The following is a 17363-nucleotide window of genomic DNA, read 5'->3' as shown; positions in this document are numbered from 1 at the left end:
GGGGCGTTGTTTGTCCGCGAACGGAGGCGGGGAGGAGGAGGATACCGTTCGTGTCCAGGGGAGAGGTGCGGGGATGCTGACCGAGTCACTGATGGCGTTGGCCGCGGCGGGTGGGACCGCCGTCGCGCAGGCCGCTGGGACGGAGGCGTGGGGGAGCGTCAGGGACAGCGTGGTCCGGATGTTCCGGCGCCGTCCGGACCGGAGCGGTGAGGACGAGGTCGAGCGCGACATGGAGCGGACGGCGCTGGTCCGGGCGTCGGGCGACGCGGAGGGAAGCAGCCGTCAGGCACGTCTGTGGGAGGAGCGCTTCGCCGTCCTGCTCCGCGACGCGGACGACCAGGTCCGGCAGCAGGCGGAAGCGGAGCTGAGGCGGCTGGTCTCCCTGGTCCCGGGGGTGGCTGACCGGTACCCGGCACTGAACGTCCACGGCAACACCTACGACAAGTCCCCCCAGCAGTACGGCAACCACAACCACATGCAGAACCACTACGGCCCCGACGCGTGAAGCGCCGCGGGCCCGATGTCCCTGACGGTCCGGGCAGACACCGGCAGGACGCCGCGCACCTGACGGGGAACACGTACCGCAACAGCCCTCAGCAGATCGGCGACCAGGGCCTTCAGATCAACACCTGGAATCTGCCACGGGGGGCCAGGGTCCAGGTGGTGGGACGGATGCCTGACGTCGGCCGGTGGATCGACCGGGAGAACGAGACCCGTCAGGTGCTCGCCCGGCTGGACCCCGGCCTCGGCGCTTCGGGGCCGGTGGTCGTGCACGGCCCGGCCGGTGTGGGCAAGACCCTCCTGGTCCGGGCGGTGGCGCAGGAGGCGAGGCGTGCCGAGCGCCGCTGGTTCAGCGGCGAGCTGTTCATCGACGTGGACAACAGGCCCGGTGACGCGGGCACGGTCGGCAACGGACTGAGCCGAGCACTGCGCCTGCTGGCCGTGGCGCTGGACCGCCCCGCGCCCCGGTCGGGGACGCTCGACGAGCAGCGGGAGCTGTTCGCGCACTATCTGCTCGACCACGCCGAGCAACACGGCAGGCCGATGCTGATCGTCGTGGACGGCGCCACCGCCGCCGACCAGGTCACCCCGTTCCTGCCGCCCGGCGGGACCGGCCGGCTCCTGGTCACCAGCCGCCGCCAGCTGCCAGAGCTGCTGGACGAGCACGCCGGGTTCCACGCGCTCGACCGCCTCGCGCCCTCCGACGCCGTGGCCCTCCTGGCCTCGGTCGTCGAGCACGCGCTCGGCAGGGACCGGCGGGTCATCGATGACCCCGAAGGCGCGCGGGCGGTGGCCGAGTACTGCGACCGCCTGCCGTTCGCCCTCATGCGGGCGGCACACCTCCTCGTCACCCGCCCGGGCATGTCCGTCAGCAGCCTCCGCGACAGACTCGCCGACTCCACAGGCCGACTCGCCGAACTGGACACCGGAGACCGGAGCGTGCGCTCAACGCTCGACGAGTCGTACCGGCTGCTCTCGACCCATGCCCAGAGACTGCTCCGGCTCCTGCCTCTCCACCCCGGGCCCGACATCGGCGTCCACGCCGCCGCCGCACTCGCGGGGGTCTCGCCGCTCCGGGCCGGCGACCGGCTGAGCGAGCTGCATGGCCTGTGCTTCCTTGAACGGAGCACCGGCTACGAGGGGTACCGCTTCGAATCCCTGGTGCTGCTCTATGCCCAGGAGCGCTGCCAGGAAGCCTCCGACGACGAGCGGCAGGCCGCGCTCTCCCAGCTCATGGACCATTACGAGGTGACGGCCAGGGCCGCCGTCGAGTGCCTGCCCGGTGTCCGTCACCACGATCACCGGGCTACCTACGCGGCGGTCTACGGGGCTACCTACGCGGCGCAGAGGAGCCGAGCGCCGCACTCCGCCGCCCGTGCGGACGCGGGCTTGAGGACCGTCGGCTCCGCGCTGGCCTGGCTGGACGCGGAGCGTCCGAATCTGGTGGCCGCTGTCGTCCGCGCCCAGGACAACGCATCGTTGCAGAGCCACGCCGTCTCCTTGGCGTTCGGCCTGACGCCGTTCTTCGACCTGCGCAAGCACTGGGACGACTGGCTGCTCACCCACGGGTCGGCAGTCCGCGCGGCGCGCCGGCGCGGGCTTGAGCGACACTGCAGCCGCCTGCTGCGGGAGATCGGCAGGGCGTACCACCAACAGGGGCTGCTTCAGCAGGCGTTGGCCCACTACCGAGAGGCGGTGGATGCCTGGGACCCCCGGGAAGGGCGCCCGGACGAGGCGGTCTCCCTCATGTACCGGGCGCTGAGCGAGCTCGACGAGCCCTTGCGGCCCGGTGGCGAGGGCGTCGCCGCGCTGGAAAGCGTGCTGGAAGCGTGCGAGCGGCGCCCCAGCGCCCCGGTCGTCCGGAAGTCCAGGAGCGGGATCGCGGCGATCCTCAACAACCTCGGTGTCATCGAGGCCCGTCACGGAGACGACCTGCGGGCCCTCGCCCGTCACGAGCAGGCCGTCGACCACAGCCGACGTGTCAGCGACGGACGTGGTGAGGGGCAGTCGCTTCTGCACCTGGGAAATGTCCAGCTGCGGCGCGGCAATCCGTCGTCCGCCGGGAACTCCTACCGACGGGCCTTCCACGCCCTCCCGGCCGAGGACCGGTTCAGCCGTGGGCAGGCCGCGTACAACCTGGGTCTCGCCCGGGCCGCGGCGGGTGACGTCCGCGAGACGCGTGACTGGATGGGAACCGCGATCCAGTACTTCGCCGAGGTCCGCCCGGACGAGGCGCGGCACGAGGCGCGGAAGCTGGAGCAACAGGCACGGGAGGCGCACCGTCTCGCCCGTCGTCTCGTCCGCCGCCGCGCCTCCTTGCGGCGCATCCCTCTGAAGCCGCTCAGCCCTCTCGTCGTCCTGCCGCCGGTGGCCGCACTCCTTCTGGACGACATCTCCCCGGACACCCCCCAAGGTCTTGCTCGCGGGGGGCAGTTGCCGGACGTTCACACCGCGTCCCACGGCCTGGTGGAACCACTGCTCCCGGACGACGCCGTACTCGCCGCCCTCCCCGTGGGCGCTGTCGCCGACGCGACCAGGCTCACCGTCTCCGCACTGCCCGTCGACGCGGCCGAGGAACGGCCTGCCCCCAAGGTCACGTACAGCTATGGCGGGGGCAGCGGATCACGCGCCCGCGACACGAGCGTCGGCGGCTACCGCTCATCCGTCGCCGCCGGCGACGACCACTCCTCCAGCGGCTCCAGCAGTTATGACTCCTCCTCATCGTCCGAAGAGAGTTACGGGACTTCGTACGGTGACGACTCCGCGTCCGACAGCGGTGGGAGCAGCGCGTCCGACTACGGTGACGAGCCCTACTAGGGTGCGTATTGAGTTGTGATCAACCGGTGGCTCGGGTGGGGTCCTTGAGCCAGATCATCGGGGCGCGCAGGTGGAGTCCGGCGAGTTAGCTGTCCGGGGTCTTGCGTACCGGGTGGCGATGCCTCGCCATGCCTTCAGCTTGTTGACCAGGCGTGTGCGTGTGCCATCCGAAAGGACTCACACGTCGTTCCCCCGTCCGCTTCCGCCCGCGAGAGCGGTTCGCCACACGCCGCGATCAGCACGCCCGGCAGCCACAGCACCGCGCGGTCCTGCGACAGGCGGTCGTCCGCCGCATCGCTCGACTCGCCTCGATGCGCCGCCTGCAGAACGAGCGCTCCGTACGGGAGCCCGACGGGCCCGACACGGCGCGGACGCCCGCTTGACGTACGTACCGGGACAGACCAGATCCTTGATCACTTGCCGCACGGAAAGGTCGTTTGGCGCGTCCGAGACGATCTGAGCGGTCGTCTCGATACGAGGCAGGTAGAAACCCCCGCCCCGCGAGTCGGCGACCGCCGGCCTGGTCTGGCACAACACCACCGTATCCGGCACGATGACAGTGGCGACGGATCAGGTCTTCTCAGGTCTCCAGCACCGGAGCCGGCCGACGGGTACCGGGTGGCCCGGCGGTCTCCCGGCCAGCCTCGGGCGCGGTGACGAGCTCGCGCACCGCCGCCGTTGCGGCCGGCACCGGAGCCAGCGCCATCCTTCGCCTTCGGCCCCAGCTGCCCGAGCGCGTCGACCGTACCCAGTTTGTCCGTCGCCGCCGCGGACGGCGACCACCCGCCGTACCGGTTCATCCTGCTGGGCCGCGAGCCCGAGGTGGTCGGGACGGCCTCGCAACCGGACGACACCGCCGACCGCATCGACCTCAGGGCGTAAACCCGTGGGCCGATGCCCGCGCGAGTAATCAATCGGCGGGCCGATGCCGCGCGGGAGGGGCACGTGGCAGCGTTCCCCTGTGCCCACGGCTTGCCCGTCGCGGCACGGTTGACGATCCGTCACCACGGGAGGGCACATGACCGCCACGCCGTTCATCAGCCGCAAGGGCATGACGCGCCGCCGCATGTTGGGAGCCGCGCTGGCCGCAGGGGCCGCCGTGCCGCTTGTCGCCGCCAACCCCGCGTGGGCGGACCCGGCCGAGGCCGGGTCCGCCTCGACGCGGCTCATGCTGCCCGTACCGACCGGGCCACATCCTGTGGGCATGGTCCAGTTGCACCTCGTCGACCGGTCGCGTCCGGACGACATCGCGGGCCTCGGGCACTTCCGCGAGCTGATGGCCACCGTCTGGTACCCCGCCCGGAACGTCGAGCGGTACCCGGTGGCGCCCTGGATGCCGGCCGGCGCGCTTCAGACGTTCCTCGCCGACGCGGGGTTAAGCGCTCTGACACCCCTGGCGCTGCTCACCGCCGGCCACGTGGGCGCTCCGGTGCGGCGGTCGGGCAGACGGCTGCCCGTCGTCGTGTTCTCGCACGGCGCGCACAGCCACCAGGGCGACCACACCGTCATCGTCCAGGAGCTGGCCAGCCACGGATACGCGGCTGTGACGGTGGCTCACCAGTACGACTCGTACACCGAGTTCCCCGACGGCCGGATCGCCGTCCCGCTCTACGACAGGCAGGCGCCGACGCTGCCCGGGGACTTCGCCGCTGACCTGCGCTTCGTCCTCGACTGCGTCGAGCAGCTCGCCGCCGGGTGCAATCCGGACGTCGACCAGAGGGAGCTGCCGGCCGGGCTGCTCGGCTCCCTCGACCCGCGGCGCATGGGCGCGTTCGGCTGGTCGAAGGGCGGTACGGCCACCGCCTGCGCCACGCTCGCGGACGAGCGCATCCGGGCCGGGCTGAGCCTCGACGGCCCGATGCAGATGAACCCGCCGCTGGCCGGCGACCTGGACCGGCCGTTCATGATGATGTCCGCTGTCTTCACCCGGGCCACGGACCCCGAGGCCGCCGCGTTCTGGTCGCACCTGCGGGGCCGGCGGCTGAACATCGAGGCCCACGGTGCCGCCCACGTCTCCTACGGCGACAACGAGGCGCTGTTCCCACAGGTGGCGAAGCTGCTCGGATGGAGCAGGCAGCAGCTCCAGGACGTGATCGGCACCCTCGATCCCGACCAGGCGGTGAAGATCCAGCAGGCGTACCCGCTCGCGTTCTTCAACGAGCATCTGCGTCACCGCCGGGGGCACCTGCTCGACGGGCCATCCCCGGCTTTCCCGGCAGTGACGTTCCTCCCCTGAGTACCGGGATCGCAGCACTACGGCCCCTCGCAGGGCCTTGGGGGAGCAGGACGGCTCGGCTGAGCCCCACCCGAACCGCGTCGGTTTCCACGCGTTGTGAGGCGGCTCCTACGACTCGTAAGGTCGCGCGACAAAAAGAATGGGTTTGCGGCTGAAGATCGTGACGCGGATGCTTCCACCATGAAGATGCACGCCAATCAGCTAACCGTGTCACCTGAGATGGTGCGCGAGTTGGTGGAGCAGCAGTTCCCTGAGTGGCGGAACCTGCCAGTCAGGAGTATCGCGGAGCAGGGTACGGTCAACGCCATCTTCCGCATTGGCGATCGGTTCGCAGCCCGCTTCCCTCTTGAGTCCGCAGACGTCGAGCCGACTCGGCGCTGGCTGGAGTCCGAAGCGGAGGCGGCTCGCGAGCTGGCAAGCCGTACGCGTTTCCCCACGCCCGAGCCGGTCGCGTTTGGTGAACCCGGGGCAGGCTACCCGCTTCCGTGGTCGGTGCAGACGTGGCTGCCCGGGATCGTGGCCGCCAACGAGGACCCAGGTGAATCGTCCGCGTTTGCGCACGACTTGGCGGATCTCATCGGCGACCTGCGCGCGATCGACACGCATGGCCGCGCGTTCGCCGGCACAGGTCGAGGAGGCGATCTGCAATCCCATGACCCGTGGATGGAGACCTGTTTCAGACACAGTGAGCAACTCCTGGATGTCCCTCGGCTGCGCCGCATCTGGTCAACTCTGCGCGAGCAGCCGCGAGGTGAAGCTGAGGACGTCATGGCCCACGGCGATCTGATTCCTGGCAACGTGCTCGTGTCCGCCGGCCGGCTCGCGGGGATTCTCGACGTCGGCGGCTTCGGGCCGGCTGACCCTTCGCTGGATCTCGTGAGCGCGTGGCATTTGCTCGAGGCCGGCCCGCGACAGGTGCTCCGCGATCACCTGGGCAGCGACGGCCTTGAATGGGAGCGAGGCAAGGCGTGGGCGTTCGTTCAAGCGATGGGATTGGTCTGGTACTACGTCGAGAGCAACCCGGCCATGAGCCGGATGGGTCAACGATCCTTGGAACGTATCCTGGCGGACACGTCGCTCGCGTGACGTGAAGCAGCCGGTCGCGGGTGAGGAAATCCTGATGGGGCGGTGTGCGATCACTGCCTCTTTCGCAGTACTTCATCCGCACAGCCGTGGCGCGGCGATCTGGTGATGCGGAGACTGGAGGTGTTGCCGGAGCGACCGGTGGACGGAGAGACCAGGTGGTTTCGATGACGGGTGATTCCTCAGTACTGGCCGGGGTGCGTGTGCCGGATTCGAAGCTCGCGCGGGAGGCGACCGAGCTGGTACGGGACAGCACCAGTGAACTGATCTACCACCACTCACGTCGTGTGTACTTCTTCGGCAGCCTCCAGGGGGCCAACCGGGACCTCGGCTTCGACCCCGAGCTGCTCTACGTCGCGGCGATGTTCCACGACCTGGGCCTGAGCGAACCGTTCCACGGCAGTGGGCGACGCTTCGAGGTGGACAGCGCCGATGAAGCCCGTCGCTTCCTGCAAGCACGTCAGGTACCGGAGGACAGCATCCGACGGGTGTGGACCGCCATCGCGCTGCACACCACCCCGGGCATCCCCGCGTTCATGGAGCCGGAGGTGGCGTTGGTGACCGCAGGCGTGGAGTACGACGTCCTCGGCATCGGCTACCACGACCTCGACGAGGCGGACCGTGTCGCTGTCGTCGCCGCTCACCCGCGCCCCGGCTTCAAGCAGCGCATCCTGGACGCCTTCACCGACGGGATCCGTTCCAAGCCGCAGACCACGTTCGGCAATGTCAAAGCCGATGTGCTCGCGCACTATGTGCCCGGCTTCGAGCGCGGGGACTTCGTACGCACCATCCTGGACTCCCCGTGGGCCGAGTAGTCACCCGCACCCCAACGAGTCAGACGGTCGTGGTGGCCACCTTCGACGGCGTGCAGCCGCTGGACCCCACCGGCCCGCCGAGGTCTCAACACGGCTGCGGCGATCGGCGCCCTGCCGGGGTGCCGCTCAGTTCCGCGGAATCAGGCTGAGCGGAGACAGAAGGGATGACCGGCCGGGCTGGCATACACCCGGGAACCCTGCTGGGCGGAGGGGGCGACATCGTCCGTCGGCCGCAGCCGTCGACCGCCGGCGTCGAGCACCCGCTTGTCCGCGCTCCCCACGTCGTCCGTGGCGAGGTCGAAGTGCATCTGCTGGGAGGCGCCGTCGGGCCACCGCGGCGGCACATGTTCCGGAGCCTGCTGGATCACGATCACGGGGAAGCCGTCGAGCTGCAGGAAGTGGTGCGTTGCCGTCCTCGTGATCGAGCCGCCGAGCAGCCGGTGCCAGAACGAACTCTCGCTCTCCAGGTCTGCGGCGTCCACGATCAGTGACGTCAGGCTGAAGGTCATGATGTCTCTCCTGGAATTGCGTGTCGGGGTGCGGTTCAGACCACCGGGATGATGCCGCCGTCGACGCGGAACTGCGCACCGGTGAGCCATTTGGCGCGGCCGGAGGCAAGGAACGCGATCATCTCTGCGACGTCCTCGGGTTCGCCGGGGCGCCCCATCGGCACCTTCAGGTGATCCACGATCTGCTGCTTGATGTCATCGATGCCCACACCCTGGCTGTCGGCCATCTGCTGGAGATGGCCGACAGCTCCTTCGGTGACGACGAAGCCCGGCACAACGCACACCACGCGCACGCCGTGCTGTCCCACCGCCGTCGCCAGTTCGCGGCTGTAGGCGTTGAGCGCCGCCTTCGACGCGGCGTACGACGCCTCGGCGGGCTGGGGAAGGTGACTGGCGATGGAGGAGACGTGGACCACGACGCCGGAGCCGCGCTCGACCATCTGGGGAACCAGGGCCCGGTCGAGCCGGACCGCGCCGAGCAGGTTCATTTCCAGGTCGGCGAGCCAAGACGCGTCGGACCGCTCCAGGGTCGGCACCGGTCCGGTCGCGGATCCGGCGTTGTTGACCAGGACGTCGATGCCTCCGACGTGGTCCACCACTCGCCGGCCGAGTTCCGCTGCGCCTTCCTCGGATCGCAGGTCGGCGGTGATGAAGATGGCGGGCAGGTCGTCCGCGGGCGCGGTCCGCGAGGCGGTCAGCACGGTGGCGCCGGCTGCGGCGAGACGACGAACTGTCGCCTCTCCGATCCCTCGGCTACCGCCGGTCACGAGCACGCGCAGGCCGGCCAGCTCTTCGTTCACGATCGTCACGGCGAACTCCTCCAGTAAAGTGAACCCGACTCCGGTTACTGTACACAAACGGAGTCGGACTCACCTTATGGAGGACCGTTGCCGTCACCACGTCCACTGCGTGCCGATGCCCGCCGGAACCGCGAAGCGCTCCTGGCCGCGGCGCGCGAGGCATTCCTCACCGACGACGCCGAAGACACGCACGTGGAGGAGATCGCCCGCCGAGCCGGTGTGGCCGTCGGCACGCTCTACCGCCACTTCGAAACGCGCGAGGCGCTCATCGCGGAGGTGTACCGCCAAGAGGTCACCGAGCTCTGCGCGGCCCCCACCCGACTTCTCGCACAACACGCCCCGGACGAAGCCCTGCATGCCTTCCTGCTGCTGATCGTGGAGCACGCGGCAGTGGGCAGAGGGATGGGGGAGGCGCTGGAGAGCATCATGGCGACCGACTCGTCGACCTTCGACGACACGCGCGACGAGATGGAGCGCGCCCTGGACGAACTGCTCGCCGCAGGCGCTGCGGCTGGCCTCGTCCGCAGCGGCACTGGCGGACGCATCGTGCTGCGGGCCCTCGGCGGCATCTGCGGGCTGCGCGCCAACGGCTGGAAGGACGACGCGGTACGTATCGCCACGATCCTGTACGACGGGCTGCGCCATGGCGCAGCGGGCCACGGCTGACTCGACCGCGCCACGTCCGCGCAGCGCCAGCAGAGTCGCCCAGAGCCAGTTGGGCACCGTCGTCGCCCTTCCACCAGCCGGAGGCGGCCGACCAAGCCGACTGGCAGGTGGAGGTCGCCCACCACTCCGGCCGGTTCCCTATTCCCTGGTGCCCGACGGCGTGGTGTGCTCCTGGTCGACGGCCCCGACGCGTGCGTGAAGATCGACCGCACGATGTCCTACGCCCGCCCAACCGCCAAGGTGGAGCACTACGACGCCTACCGCAACGCGCCGCCGCCCGGGCGCGGTTACGCCGCCCATGCCCCCGCGCGATCCGAGCCTGCGCGCCTTGGCCGTGGCGCTCGAAGTCGGCTCTCCCGCAGCGCGCTCCGCCTCATCCTCACCGAACAGCGCATTCCCGATCCGGCGCGGAGCGTGAACACCTACCGATCCTGAACGGTGTTCACGTGGGCGGCCTCACAATTGGGTGCCGCCACCGTCCACCGCGAGCTCGGCCCCGGTGGTGTAGGTCGCGTCGAAGGCGAAGAAAATGGCAGCACGCGCGACCTCCTCCGGATTCCCTGTACGCAGCATCGGAATCTGGGCGGCGAAACCCGCCAGCATTTCATCCGCCACCTCTGCGGGCAGATTCTTGTGCAGAATTCCTGTGTCGATAGGCCCCGGGCTCACCGCGTTAACGCGCACACCGCGTGGCAGCAGTTCACGAGCCCAGGTTCGCGCCATCGACCGGAGGGCCGCCTTGCTCGCCGCGTAGACACTGTGGTCCGGCAGCCCCAACTCGTGGGCGACGGAGGTGGTCAGCACCACGCCGCTGCCCTCGGCAAGCAGCGGAAGCAGCCGCTGCAAGGTGAAATAGGGTCCCTTGGTGTTGGCCGCGAAGATGGCGTCGTACATCTGCTCGGTCGTCGCCTCGAACGACACCGAGTCGGTGATGCCCGCGTTCAGGAATACCGCGTCCAGTCGGCCGAAGGCATCCTCGACCTTCCTCGCCAGCGCGTCGATGTCGGCTTTTGAGGTGGCATCGCTGCGAACCGCGACGAACCCTTCTTGGCTCGCCGTTTCGAGTGCAGCTTCCTTGCGCCCCGTGACCATCACCCGAGCGCCCTCGGCCGCCAGCAGACGTGCGACCGACAGACCGATTCCGCTGCTGCCGCCGGTGACGAGGGCGCGTTTTCCGTTGTATTTTCCCATGCCTCAATTCAAATCCCGGACCGGCGACGGTGTCCAAGACCTGATCCGCAACCCGTCATGCGCGCACCGCATGTTGGTACGCTCGAAAGCGTGCGCGTTCCCGGATCGGACCTCGATATGCGGCTTGTCGGCTACTTCACCGTCGTTGCAGAGCACGCCAACTTCAGCCGCGCCGCCGCGGCGCTGCACGTCGCGCAGCCATCCCTGAGTCGTCAGATCCAGCGCCTCGAGGAACACCTGGGCGTGCGCCTCTTCGACCGCACCCCGCAGGGCAGCCGACTCACGGAAGCCGGTCGCGCCTTCCTGCCGCAGGCGCAGGCGCTGCTCCAAGCGGCCCATCAAGCCGAGCTCGCCGCCCGCGACGCCGCCACCCCGCGCGAGTTCACCATCGGTTACGTCGAGGACCTGGTAATCACTCAGGCCGTAGGCCAACTGCGGCATCGATACCCCGCGGCCCGCATCCGGACCCGCCATCTGGAGTGGAACGACGCCCACGCCCTTACCGACCGCCGCGTGGACGCCCTGGTCGCTCGCGCCCCGCTGCCCTTCCCCACCGACCGCCTGCGCCTCACCGAGTTGTGGGCCGAGCCACGGGTCCTGGTCGTCCCCCAAGGCCACCGCCTAGCAGGGAAGGAGTCGGTGAGCATCGAGGACCTCGGCGAAGAAGCTCTCCCGCAATGCCCGAGCGCGATACCCCAATGGAACGACTTCGCCCGCCTGGAGCCTCGCCCGGACGGCGTTCCGGCTCGCAGCGCGCCGATCGACTACGAATCGTTCGAGGACAAGCTCGACCTCGTCGCCGAGGAACGGACAGTACTGATTCTGGCCGCCGGCGACCGGCGGCCCCAACTGCGCCCCGACCTGATCACCGTGCCCATCGAGGGCATCGCCCCGGTCCGAGTCGTCCTGGCAACCCGCGCGGCCGATGACAACCCTCTGATCAACGATCTCCGCAACGCCTGGCCATCGGAAACCCCCGCTCCTCGGGGCCGGTGAGTAGAGCATTCAGGGGACTGCGGCCGAGGCACCGGGTCGGCGTCATCCGCGGAGGCTTTTACAGCAGGCCGGGCTACGAGCCCACCCTGCGGGCCGTTGCCACAGCCCCCGAGCGACTCCGCGGCCGGGGGGCGAGGGGTGACAGAGGACCTGGGTGCCGCGGCAGCTTGGATCTGTGAAGAGCCCCTTGTCCCGTCGATCCGATCGGATGGTGTGGTCGCAGGCCATCGGCATGGTGGCCTTCCCGGTCAACCCGGCGTGATGAAGGGTGCTGCTTCCGCTGGCGGCTGATCCGGACCGGACGATGCTGGTGATGATCAACAGGGAGGAAGCGCGCCTCGTCCGCGTTGGATCGACGGGGGTGCGGTCCTTCCGAGTGCGAGATGGCCGAGGCTTCCCGGCAGAATTCGGCCCCACTCTCCGGCACGACCTTCTGGCGGAAGGGCTCGACGCCCCTGCATCCGATGAGCCGTTCGTGACCCCAGCGTCCGTGGAACCCTCGGCTCGACTTCGTCGCCCGTTGGGGGCGATCGAGCAGGGTGGCGTCCGTCCCGCGCGCGTCAGGTGTGCGCGGGACGGACGAACCGCCGACCCGTCGCGGCTCCGGCGAGGAGGAACGAGCGCCCCGTACCCACACCCGCGCGGTCACCGCGTTCCAGGCGTGCCCCCGGGCCGGATCTCCGAACCCGGGATCGAAAATCGAAGTTTCGAAAATATGCGTTTCGAAAACTTGATTTTCGTTTCTTGGGGTGGCTACAGTTCTGTTGTCATCTACGGACCGGATCAGGAGCAGCCATGGCCGAGGTACCCGCGGCGTCGCGCCGCCGCAAGCTCACCGCGGAGCGGGAGCGTGAGCTGCTGCTGGTGACGGCCGAGCTTGTGGGCGAGGTCGGTTACGAGCAGGTGACCATGGCCGCGGTCGCGCAGCGGGCCAAGTGCAGCACGGCGACGCTCTACCGGCAGTGGGAGAGCAAGCCGCGGCTGGTGATCTCGGCGTGGAAGGCCCTCACGATGGAGGACGGGAACGACCTGTCCAGTATCGATACCGGCAGTCTGCGCGGCGACTTGATGGACGTGGCGCGGTACCTGGTGGCGGACGACCTGGTCAAGGACACCTTCACCTCGGTGCCGGCCGCCATCGTCCAGGACGCGGGCCTCATGGAGATCGTGCGCGAGATCCTGATCCATCCGATCCAGCGCGATCTGGCCCAGTTGTTCGACCGTGCGGTGGCCAGGGGAGAGATCGAAGCCGGAAACCCGGTCATCGACCTGGCGGACCAGATCCTGCTCGGCCCCTGGCTCGCACAGACCATCCTCCACGGGACCCCGGCGACCCAGAAACTGATGGAAACCGTTGTCGAGCTGGTGCTTCTGCCGGCTCTCACCGCACAGCCCGCCACCGTCTGACCCGACCCCAGCCGTCCTGCCTTCCGGCCGCGCCTTTCAGCACTACCGGCGCCCCCGCACGTCCTGACAACGGCGTAACGCCGCTCGTCCATCTCCGCACGCCCTCTTCGGGCCCGCACCAGTCACCGGCCGGGCTCAGGGCACCGCACGTCCAAAAACACCATCGATCCGGAGCGTCTCCCTCATGGCTACCTTCCTGCACAAGATCGGCGGGGCCGCGTTCAAGTGGCGCTGGCTGGTCGTCCTCCTCTGGGCGCTCGTCCTGGGCGCCGTGGGCATCGGCGCCTCCAACAGCTCGGGCCCCGCCAGTACCAGCATCACCCTGCCCGGCACAGAGGCCCAGCGCGCCTTCGACCTGCTGGGCGAGAAGTTCCCGGCGGCCAACGCCGACGGAGCCACCGCCCGCGTCGTGCTGCGCGCGCCCGACGGCGAGAAGATCAGCAGCCCGGAGAACAAGGCCGCCCTCGAAGCGATCCTGGCCGACGTCAAGGGTTCCTCCACCCGTATAGGGCAGGTCGGCGATCCCTTCGCGGCCAAGACAGTCAGCGCGGACGGCACCACCGCCTACGCCCAGGTCACCTACACCGCCTCGGACTCCGAACTCACCGACGGCGACCACACCGGCCTCGACAAGGCCCTCGAATCGGGCCGCGACCAGGGGCTGACGGTGGAAGCCGCCGGTAACGCGCAGACCGTCCCCGAGGAGAGCCACACAGCCGAGGTCATCGGCTTCGCCCTGGCCGCCGTCATCCTCCTCATCACCTTCGGTTCCCTCACCGCCGCCGGCCTGCCCCTCCTCACCGCGCTCGTCGGAGTGGGCGTGAGCATGGTCGCCATCACCGCTCTGAGCGGCCCGCTCGACCTCAACAGCAACGTCTCGGCTCTCGCCACGATGCTGGGCATCGCGGTCGGCATCGACTACGCCCTGTTCATCGTCTCCCGCTACCGCTCCGAACGCGCGGACGGCTACGACGCCCGCGAGGCCGCCGCTCGCGCCAACGGCACCGCGGGTTCCGCCGTGGTCTTCGCGGGACTGACCGTCGTCATCGCCCTCGCGGGCCTCGCGGTGGTGAACCTGCCCATCCTGACCGCGATGGGCCTCGCCGCCGCCGGCGCTGTTGTCATCGCCGTCCTCGTCGCCACCACCCTGGTTCCCGCCCTCCTCGGCTTCGCCGGCGAACGCGTCCGCGGCAGGACCCGCAAGAAGGCCGCCCCCGCGTCCGACACCGCCAAGCGGGGGCTGGGGCAGCGCTGGATCTCCTACGTCCTGCGCAAGCCGGCCCAGATGCTCCTGCTGGCCGTGGTCGCCCTCGGCGTGGTCGCGCTCCCGGCCACCCAGCTCGAACTCGGGCTGCCGGACGACGGTTCCAAGGCCGCCTCGTCCACCCAGCGCAAGGCGTACGACATGCTGTCCGAGTCCTTCGGGCCCGGCTTCAACGGTCCCCTCACCGTGACCGTCGACGATCAGGACCCGGCCGTCGCCCGCGGCGGTGCCGAGGACATGGGCAAGTCCCTCGCCGGCCTTCCGGACGTGGCCGCGGTGACCCCGGCCGCCTTCAACGAGAGCGGCGACACCGCGATCATCACCGTCGTCCCCAAGAGCGCGCCGGGCAGCGACGCCACCAAGAGCCTCGTCAACGACATCCGTGTCCTGGCCGGTGACCTCCAGTCCGACACCGGTGCCCGTTCCCTCGTGACCGGCACCACGGCACTCAACATCGACATCTCCGACAAGTTCAGTGCGGCCATCGTTCCCTACCTGGCGCTCGTCGTCGGTCTCGCCGTCCTCGTGCTGATCCTCGTCTTCCGGTCCATCCTCGTCCCCGTCAAGGCGGCCCTCGGGTTCCTGCTCTCCGTACTTGCCTCCCTCGGCGCCCTCGTCGCCGTCTTCCAGTGGGGCTGGCTGAAGGACCTCGTCGGCCTGGAACAGACCGGCCCCATCATGAGCCTGATGCCCGTCCTCATGGTCGGCATCGTGTTCGGCCTGGCGATGGACTACCAGGTGTTCCTGGTGACCCGCATGCGCGAGGCATACGTCCACGGAGCCGACGCCCGCACCGCGGTCGAGACGGGCTTCAAGCACAGCGCCACCGTCGTCACCGCCGCGGCCCTCATCATGATCAGCGTCTTCGCCGGTTTCGTCGGCTCCCACGACGCCATGATCAAGTCACTGGGCTTCGGCCTGGCCATCGCCGTCGTCTTCGACGCGTTCGTCGTCCGCATGACGATCGTCCCAGCAGCCCTCGCACTCCTGGGCAAGCGCGCCTGGGCTCTGCCCGCCTGGATCGACCGCATCCTGCCCAACGTCGACATCGAAGGCGAGAAGCTCGCCAAGCACACTCCCACCACTCACGCTGTCCGTGAACCCAGCTACGCCGGCCCCACGGACCTCAACCACTGACAACCCCGTCCCACGGGCCCGCGGTTGCCACGCCGCCGCGGGCCCGTCCCCCTGCCCGAAGGACGGGCTGATGCACCGAGTACTCCTCGCGGGCGGCCCCATCCTCGTCCGAGACGCCTACGCGCGCGTCATCGCCGCGTCCCCCGCCTATGTCCTCCAGGCCCAAATCGCAACCTTCGCCGAGGCCCTGGCCACCCTGACCTCCACGACCTGCGACCTCCTGCTCATCGAGGCCCACGAACTCACCCGCACCCCATCGGCCGCAGCCCAGGTGTCACTGCGTCACGCCGCCGTCTGCACTCGAATCGCCGTACTCGGCACGATCTCGCCGGCCGAACTCCCGCTCCTCACGGAAGCGGGCGTGACGGGCGTGCTCGGCCCCTGCCTCGAACCCGACGAATTCCTCACGGCACTGGACGTCATCTGCCGCGGCGCCATGGTCATCTCGCCCGCCCCCTCCCACGCGCCTTCCGTACCCACCGCGCCCGGGGCCCTGGCGCCACTCACCCAGCGGGAACGCGAAGTGCTCGCCCTCATCGCGACTCTTCCCGACAACACCGCCATCGCCCACGTGCTCGACCTGAGCCCCCTCACGGTCAAGTCACACGTCAACCGGATCATGCATAAGCTCGGAGTGTCCAGCAGATCCCAACTCGTCGCCCTCGCCTACGAAAACCGGCTGGTCGTCCCGGGCACTCGGACTGCCTCCGGCGCGAGCTGAGCGAGCACCGTACGCGCCCTACGCCGCTCCCCGTCTCAGGTGCCGCAGCAACCGAGAGGCTCCAGCCACAGGCCCGCGGCCCGCCGCGGACAAACACCCGGTACGGGCTGGTGTGCACAGGCGGCGCAAGCGGGGCGGCTGGCCGGTGGCGGGCGAGCGGGCCGTCGGAGGGGGGGGAGGGGGTGTCCGGGGTGCCGTGGACGACGAGGCAGCGGGCCTGCTGCCGTGGGGCGCCCGACCAGACGGCAGACCCGAAGAAATTCCCGGCCAACACCACGCTGGAGGAGGCCCCGTACGAGGGAAGGCGGGCCCGCAACCACGTCCTCTGCAACGGCCGGGCCTGCGGCTGTGGCCTTGCCCTCGCCGCCCGGGAGCAGTTCGCCACCGTGATCCTCGCGCGATCTTCCGCCAGCGCCTGGCAGCGGCTCGCCTCGAAGAGCAGCCCGCTCCCGGGCCGCGGCCACGCCGTCCAGGACGGCATCGCCGGTCCCGCGCGGGTACTGCTCAGGACCGGCGCCGAAGCCACCGACTGATTCACCACCTCGGCGGCCGGAGAGCGGGCGGTTCAGTGATCGGGTGTGTGCAGTCCCGCCAGAAGCAGCCCCAGCAGGGTACGGATCGCGTCGGGCCGTCGATCGACCCGCGTGGGGTGCAGTGAGGAGATCGCCATCAGGCCGACGCGGACGTCTGTGACGGAGGTCCCTTGCCGCAGGACCCTTTGCTGGTGTGCGCGGGCGACGAGTTGTTCCAGTGCTGCGGAGTGGGCCCGCCGGTCGTCGCGGAACGCGTCGCCTGCTGTGTGTGAGCCCAGCAGGGCCTCATTGAGGCCGGGGGACCGGATCTGGTGTTCCGCGAACTGGCGGATGACTCCGCTGAGCGCGGTCCAGGCGTCCGGCTCGGCCAGTGCGGCCTGCATGTCGGCCCGGCAGGCCGCCACATGCCCGGCAAGGGCCGCGCTGATCAAGTCCGTGCGGGTGGGGAAGTGCCGGTACAGCGTCGCGATGCCCAGACCGGCACGCCGCGCGATCTCGCGCATGGGAAGGTCCACGCCCTCCGTGGCGAAGGCATCGCGGGCGGTCGCGATGATGTGCTCATGGTTGCCGGTCGCGTCGGTCCTGGTTTTCCGAGTCACTTTTCTCCCCGTCCCTCTCATCTTCCCCCGATGTGGAACAGATGCTCCGGAACGATGTTCACCTGATTCAAGCACCCGGAGACTCCGG

General features: G+C 69.6%; 17 protein-coding genes. 13 read left to right on the top strand and 4 right to left on the bottom strand.

All coding sequences use genetic code 11. The features are described from left to right. Nucleotides 1-73: 73 nt before the first annotated feature. The 6 genes from OG627_RS00300 to OG627_RS00275 all read left to right on the top strand — a co-directional run bounded on the left by OG627_RS00300 (nucleotide 74) and on the right by OG627_RS00275 (nucleotide 7452). Nucleotides 74-505 carry a hypothetical protein gene (locus OG627_RS00300; RefSeq protein WP_329060189.1) on the top strand — a complete coding sequence of 144 codons (432 nt, stop codon included), beginning with the start codon at nucleotides 74-76 and terminating at the stop codon, nucleotides 503-505. Continuing rightward, on the top strand, nucleotides 502-3318 hold the full coding sequence (locus tag OG627_RS00295; protein ID WP_329060187.1) for a tetratricopeptide repeat protein: 2817 nt from the start codon (nucleotides 502-504) through the stop codon (nucleotides 3316-3318). Before OG627_RS00300 ends, OG627_RS00295 begins: the two co-directional genes overlap by 4 nt. Nucleotides 3319-4071: 753 nt before the next feature. Continuing rightward, entirely contained in the window at nucleotides 4072-4200 is a 129-nt protein-coding gene (locus tag OG627_RS00290) for a hypothetical protein (RefSeq protein ID WP_329060185.1), read from the top strand. Nucleotides 4201-4336: 136 nt separating this feature from the next. Next, a complete protein-coding gene (locus OG627_RS00285) occupies nucleotides 4337-5554 on the top strand; it encodes an alpha/beta hydrolase family protein (protein WP_329060183.1) in 1218 nt (405 codons plus the stop codon). Between the two features lie 180 nt (nucleotides 5555-5734). Further along, the gene (locus OG627_RS00280; RefSeq protein ID WP_329060181.1) at nucleotides 5735-6640 is read left to right on the top strand and encodes an aminoglycoside phosphotransferase family protein; all 906 of its coding nucleotides are present in this window, start codon (nucleotides 5735-5737) and stop codon (nucleotides 6638-6640) included. A 164-nt stretch (nucleotides 6641-6804) separates the two neighbouring features. Further along, nucleotides 6805-7452: an HD domain-containing protein gene (locus tag OG627_RS00275; RefSeq protein ID WP_329060179.1), complete on the top strand. Its 648-nt coding sequence runs from the start codon at nucleotides 6805-6807 to the stop codon at nucleotides 7450-7452. 140 nt (nucleotides 7453-7592) lie between these two features. Here the strand turns inward: OG627_RS00275 and OG627_RS00270 are convergent, their stop codons facing one another. Beyond that, entirely contained in the window at nucleotides 7593-7961 is a 369-nt protein-coding gene (locus OG627_RS00270; protein WP_329060177.1) for a VOC family protein, read from the bottom strand. Nucleotides 7962-7996: 35 nt separating this feature from the next. After that, entirely contained in the window at nucleotides 7997-8770 is a 774-nt protein-coding gene (locus OG627_RS00265; RefSeq protein ID WP_329060175.1) for an oxidoreductase, read from the bottom strand. Between the two features lie 78 nt (nucleotides 8771-8848). Between OG627_RS00265 and OG627_RS00260 the strand changes: the two genes are divergently transcribed. Both OG627_RS00260 and OG627_RS00255 read left to right on the top strand, forming a co-directional pair. Further along, a complete protein-coding gene (locus tag OG627_RS00260; RefSeq protein WP_329060173.1) occupies nucleotides 8849-9427 on the top strand; it encodes a TetR/AcrR family transcriptional regulator in 579 nt (192 codons plus the stop codon). 165 nt (nucleotides 9428-9592) lie between these two features. Continuing rightward, nucleotides 9593-9862 (top strand): hypothetical protein, encoded by a 270-nt coding sequence (locus tag OG627_RS00255; RefSeq protein WP_329060171.1) that lies wholly within the window; start codon nucleotides 9593-9595, stop codon nucleotides 9860-9862. Between the two features lie 21 nt (nucleotides 9863-9883). Here the strand turns inward: OG627_RS00255 and OG627_RS00250 are convergent, their stop codons facing one another. After that, entirely contained in the window at nucleotides 9884-10618 is a 735-nt protein-coding gene (locus OG627_RS00250) for an SDR family oxidoreductase (RefSeq protein WP_329060169.1), read from the bottom strand. A 90-nt stretch (nucleotides 10619-10708) separates the two neighbouring features. Between OG627_RS00250 and OG627_RS00245 the strand changes: the two genes are divergently transcribed. From OG627_RS00245 to OG627_RS00225, 5 genes are all read left to right on the top strand, one after another. Further along, a complete protein-coding gene (locus tag OG627_RS00245) occupies nucleotides 10709-11614 on the top strand; it encodes a LysR family transcriptional regulator (RefSeq protein ID WP_329060167.1) in 906 nt (301 codons plus the stop codon). A 795-nt stretch (nucleotides 11615-12409) separates the two neighbouring features. Beyond that, a complete protein-coding gene (locus OG627_RS00240) occupies nucleotides 12410-13021 on the top strand; it encodes a TetR/AcrR family transcriptional regulator (protein WP_329060164.1) in 612 nt (203 codons plus the stop codon). A 184-nt stretch (nucleotides 13022-13205) separates the two neighbouring features. Then, complete coding sequence (locus tag OG627_RS00235; protein ID WP_329060162.1) at nucleotides 13206-15422, top strand: MMPL family transporter; 2217 nt, start codon at nucleotides 13206-13208, stop codon at nucleotides 15420-15422. Between the two features lie 70 nt (nucleotides 15423-15492). Continuing rightward, on the top strand, nucleotides 15493-16143 hold the full coding sequence (locus OG627_RS00230) for a response regulator transcription factor (RefSeq protein WP_329060160.1): 651 nt from the start codon (nucleotides 15493-15495) through the stop codon (nucleotides 16141-16143). A gap of 191 nt (nucleotides 16144-16334) precedes the next feature. Then, entirely contained in the window at nucleotides 16335-16676 is a 342-nt protein-coding gene (locus OG627_RS00225; RefSeq protein ID WP_329060159.1) for a hypothetical protein, read from the top strand. Between the two features lie 32 nt (nucleotides 16677-16708). Here the strand turns inward: OG627_RS00225 and OG627_RS00220 are convergent, their stop codons facing one another. Continuing rightward, complete coding sequence (locus tag OG627_RS00220; protein ID WP_329060157.1) at nucleotides 16709-17275, bottom strand: TetR/AcrR family transcriptional regulator; 567 nt, start codon at nucleotides 17273-17275, stop codon at nucleotides 16709-16711. Nucleotides 17276-17363: the final 88 nt, after the last annotated feature.

This window comes from Streptomyces sp. NBC_01429 (genome assembly GCF_036231945.1).
Taxonomy (GTDB): domain Bacteria; phylum Actinomycetota; class Actinomycetes; order Streptomycetales; family Streptomycetaceae; genus Streptomyces.
This window is presented reverse-complemented; position numbering and strand designations above follow the sequence as displayed.